General features: G+C 39.4%; 5 protein-coding genes and 1 pseudogene. All 6 read right to left on the reverse strand.

Annotated features, from left to right (window positions below; all coding sequences use genetic code 11):
* Positions 1 to 248: 248 nt before the first annotated feature.
* A complete protein-coding gene (locus tag CBX98_RS25005) occupies positions 249 to 599 on the reverse strand; it encodes a cupin domain-containing protein (RefSeq protein WP_109170515.1) in 351 nt (116 codons plus the stop codon).
* 1,210 nt (positions 600 to 1,809) lie between these two features.
* Complete coding sequence (locus CBX98_RS25020) at positions 1,810 to 2,118, reverse strand: hypothetical protein (RefSeq protein WP_146192909.1); 309 nt, start codon at positions 2,116 to 2,118, stop codon at positions 1,810 to 1,812.
* Positions 2,119 to 2,218: 100 nt separating this feature from the next.
* Positions 2,219 to 2,569, reverse strand: coding sequence for a hypothetical protein (locus tag CBX98_RS25025; protein WP_029858106.1), 351 nt, complete (start codon positions 2,567 to 2,569; stop codon positions 2,219 to 2,221).
* 675 nt (positions 2,570 to 3,244) lie between these two features.
* On the reverse strand, positions 3,245 to 3,529 hold the full coding sequence (locus CBX98_RS25040; protein WP_109170517.1) for a MazG nucleotide pyrophosphohydrolase domain-containing protein: 285 nt from the start codon (positions 3,527 to 3,529) through the stop codon (positions 3,245 to 3,247).
* Between the two features lie 532 nt (positions 3,530 to 4,061).
* A pseudogene (locus tag CBX98_RS26835) lies at positions 4,062 to 4,194 on the reverse strand (DUF3265 domain-containing protein).
* Complete coding sequence (locus CBX98_RS25055; RefSeq protein WP_025510797.1) at positions 4,181 to 4,807, reverse strand: hypothetical protein; 627 nt, start codon at positions 4,805 to 4,807, stop codon at positions 4,181 to 4,183. Before CBX98_RS25055 ends, CBX98_RS26835 begins: the two are co-directional and overlap by 14 nt.
* Positions 4,808 to 4,954: the final 147 nt, after the last annotated feature.

Here is a 4,954-nt window from a genome sequence, read left to right on the forward strand (position 1 = left end):
GCTGTCATAATCACCCACAACACCTGCGCCAACTGAATTAAGTACATCACGAATGGCTATAACTTCTGTTTCAGGTGCATAGATTTCTAGCTTAAATTCCATCGTTTCTCCCAAAAAACATAACGCCGCGTTAAGTAGTGAGCAACGCGACCACCCGACCTAAAACCTTACACCGTAGACACAAATGCTGAGTCGAAGTGAAACCGCCAAGCGTTGCGAATCTGCCTTAAACGCTTTGTTATGGTGATTTATTTTAGACTTGCTTGAATGATAAGTAACTCAATTTCATTGGCCGATGTATTAACCAAACCATGAGTGCCAAAACGTTTATTAACGATCATATCTCCTGAAGTCACTTTTATTTCCTCACCTTCAATGGTCATAGTGCCTTCACCTTTCAAAATGATATACATTTCTTCATCGTCTCCGTGAGTATGCTCACCCATAGAACTTCCTGGTGGCATAACTACACGGATAGCGAAATCCCAAGCACCATCGAAATCTTTACGCCTAAATGCACGATAGATATCAATTGAACCTTCTCCATCATGGCTATTTTCATCGACTTCTTTATCACAAGTGTAAAAATTACGTATCATTTTTTCCGAATTCCTTTCTGATTATTTTCCGCAGATCTGTAAAGCGCCATAACGCCGCGTTAAGGGGTGAACAACGCCATCCACCAAACCTAAACCATTGTACCTTAAACACTTAAGCTAACCTGAATTGAAATCGCCAAGCGTTGTGAATCCGCCTTAAACGCCTTGTTAGCTGTTTGTTACCTGATGTCTTCCTGCAAACTTATTAAAACCTAGATCTGCAAGTACCCAAAGCATCAAAAACACACCGATGTCTATTAGAAGACTAGTCAGGTCAAAAGGATCTGAAATGATGTTGTAGCTGAAATTGAATAAGCTAAAAATCAACCTGGAACCCAAGTAGGCGAATAGGAATACAATTACATATTTCATGCTTTACCTTATGAAGCCCTTTAATTACTTCAACTTTCTATGAAAAATTTGATTCTTAATAGAATAAGTTACTTTCCTAGTAAGATTGAAACTCTGCTCCAACTTTTCGATGCGAAACGCGAATTCTAAGCAACAACAAAACAGCCTAATGCTCAAAAGTAGATTCAAACAGCTAACGCCTTGCTAAGGTGTGAGTAACGCAATACAAAAGCTACCGCACAGTGCCTTAATCACCATAAGCCACCGCATAGTAAAAATGCCACGCGTTACGAATCACTCTTAAGCAATTTGTTAGTACATGGGCCACTTCTATTTATGCGCTCCAAGATATTGAAAAGTGGCATGATATGAAAGGCTTTGAACACTGAAGTGAGACGGGCCGCTACAAAACTTTACCGCCATTGAGAGACGAAAGTTGGCTAGAAGAAAAATGCACTGAACTCCCCTACTTTCACTCACTCCAAATTATAAAAGGATTCGATCCTCACACTCCAAGGGCAACACCAAAGAAAGATAATTCTGACTTAGTGAAAACCACGAAAGAGAAGAAGCGCCAAAGAAATAGGCTAAAAGTTAGAAACCGTAAACGGTGAAATCAAAACGAACACTCCGCATATAGTGCCACCGGAAAGAACGTGAAAGGTACAAACTGAAAGGTGTAAAGACGAATGCTAAAACAGATAAACACCAAAACTTATAACCTTTGATGCCAACCCCGTACTAACGCCCGCTTAAGTGGTGAGCAACACTACTACAACACTCAATTATTGCACCGTAAACACAAAAGCCAAATCAAACCAAAACCGCCGAGCGTTGCGAATCCGTCTTAAAGCGATTGTTAGTTGTACATACTATCAATTTTACTTTTGTTTTTTGCGACCTCATCATTCTTGAAGTTTTCTATTTTTAAACGAAGAAACGCCTCGGGATTCTTTTTACAATGATAATGATGATGATCTTTTTCGAGCTGCTCTTTTTGCTTTTGGAGCTCACTTGGTGATTTTTTCTTTATACCCCACAGTTCTCGTGCTTTTTTATATGCCTTATACCAACTATAAGCCAAAGCCATAAGTGCGAAGAGTTGACTCGACCAACCCAAATACGCAATGAGAGCAGGAACGACACAAAACCAAAAGGTCAACATCACTAAAAGTAATTTTCGTCCTTTCGCCTGCTCATTTTGTTTTTTAATTACGTCACCTAAAGTCCGGTATGATAGTCCCGAATATATTTGTGAGAGTTTTTCTTTAGACTAAATCGAAATTAGGTTTACTCGAATCATGAGCACTATCATCATAATGAACGATTTTACCGTCTTCAACATAGGATAACAGCGAGTAATCAGAACCTAATTCCCTGATTTTCCACACACCTTCCTCAAGTGTTTTGACCATCGTTAAAATTGGCGTTGGGTATTTTTTCGCCCAAACCTTTAGCTCACAGTCGACAATTGAGCCAATTTGCGAATTAAGTGACCGATCATGAATGTAAATAACTAAATTAGCGAAATCTTGCCCCGTAAATACAGGACTATACTCGACGTAATATCCATTTCGCTTTTCCTCGATATCTTCATACCGAACCCAGTTTTCTCTCATAACTCTCCATTATCGAGTGCAACTAACGCCTTGTTAAGGGGTGAGCAACGCAATACCGAAGTTGCCGCATACTACCCTAATCACTAACACCAACGCATAGTAAAAATGCCACGCGTTGCGAATCCCTCTTGAACAATTTGTTATGTGAACATGCAAACTCAGTATCCAATATCTAGGATCAGAAGCAACGTTAATAAAAAAGGAGACCAGTACCATATGCTCCCTTTCCATTGACGAACTACTAAAGTTTGGTACAGCAAAGCTACAATTAATACTAGCTCTAGGAAAAACTGGAAAGGAAAGAGCAACAATGAGTAAACCATCCCATACCCAGGAGCTTGACCTGCTTCGCTAGGGTTACTCATTACACCGTCGATAAAGTGCTCGAAATATAAGTAAATGAAATGGTTCAGTGTTAGTGCAACTAAAACAAACCTCACAATGCTGACGCTCCAAGCTTATAATTTGAAATAGTATTTGTTCCAGTTCAGAAACTGTCGAGCATCATATTTTCATAAACTCGACATCAATCTCAGTTTTGTTCACATAACGCCTTGTTAAGGGGTGAAGCACGCAACACCGATGCTACCGCATACCACCTTAATCACTTAAACCAACGCATAGTAAAAATGCCACGCGTGCTGAATCCCTCTTGAACAATTTGTTATACGCGTCCTATCGGTTGTACTTAACCTTATTCAAAACTTCTTTTAGTTCATGCGTTTTCTCAAGGTTTACATCATGAATATTGGCTAAAGCACAAACATAGTACAAGACGTCATATAACTCTTCTGCGATTGAACCTTTGAGTTCATCTAGCGTTGGCTGCCCACGTTTACCTTTGCGAATAGATTCCGATAATTCGCCAACTTCTTCGATTAGTTTTAAAAAATAGTGTTCAGATCGCTCTGGCGCATAGTCGAATTCTTTTATATGACTTTGTAACTCAGATAACTTCATAACATCCTTTTTGTATCATTTTTCATAAAGCGTATAACGCCCTGTTAAGGGGTGAACAACGCTACCACCCCAGCCTAAACCATTGTGCCGTAAACACTAAAGCCAATTCAAACCAAAACCGCCAAGCGTTGTGAATCCCTCTTGAACAGTTTGTTAGTTGCCAATACTAAGGCTTTAACTTGAAGTTGATTGCAGCTTTGCCAACACCCATATTTAGTATTTTGAGGGACTTAAATCAGGCGCAGTTTAAAAGCGCCTGTCACTGAAACCACTTGGAATTTACAACGCCGTAGAAAACGGACTTTGAACACCAAACAAACCTTTTGGAACGACAATGCAGCAGAGCAGACTTTCAACAAGCTAATCAGCGTCTGAAACAGAAAACTCAAATCGTACAAGGAGCCAAACACGATTTTCACAACCCCAAATAACTAGAAATTGAAATACGAAAATCTAGCCCAAAACACACAGACATTAACCCTAAATATTCTGCTTTAAGTGGCATTTTTCCCCGTTGGCAACTAACGCCCTGTTAAGGTGTGAGCAACGCAATACCGATGCCGCCGCATACCACCTTAAACACCAAACGCTACGCATAGTAAAAATGCCACGCGTTGCGAATCACTCTTAAACAGTTTGTTATAAAGATGACTAAACGCTCTCACGCATAGGTAAATCACGTAGCTCTCTATTAATAATTTTGGTTGATATATAAGGAGCACCTTGGAACAACATGGCGAAACTGACTAATACCGTGAAACAAGAGACGATTAAACTTGGGTAATTTGGCGACGTAACTATTTGAGATATGCTGTAAGCAAACCATATTATCCCTCCAATAAAACCCGGCAAACCTAGCCCCAAATTATAATATGCATATAGTTTATCAAATTTATCGATAGCAATTTGAAAGTTCTCTTTATGAACATCTTTGAGATTGGGAAGTAATCGGCTACAACGAATTATGTGCTTAAACGAAACCCGAGTGCCAATGATTTCGTTAAGATCTAACATACCGTTTAAGAGTACACGACTAACTCTCACGCCATGAGTAAGATAAAAAGTTTCTATCTCAATCTCCGAATGCAAATGACGCTTTAGCCTTTCATCTAAACTTTCAATTGATACTGAACGCTCCAATGAATCTAAGCGGCGTTTTCTATGGGTTGAATACGTAGAAAGAATCTTTTCAAAGTTAATGACGATTGATATAGCAATAAACAGAAAAACATAACCATAGTTTCCTGCATCAAGGTAAGCCATTATTGTTTCTGTCACTTAACGTATTCCTCTATCTTTATAACGCCTTGCTAAGGTGTGAGTAACGCAATACAAAAGCTACCGCACAGCGCCTTAATCACATAAGCCACCGCAAAGTAAAAATGCCACGCGTTACGAATCACTCTTAAGCAATTTGTTAGTACA

Origin of the sequence: Vibrio sp. T9 (genome assembly GCF_003123985.1) — a bacterium.
Lineage (GTDB): Bacteria > Pseudomonadota > Gammaproteobacteria > Enterobacterales > Vibrionaceae > Vibrio > Vibrio diabolicus.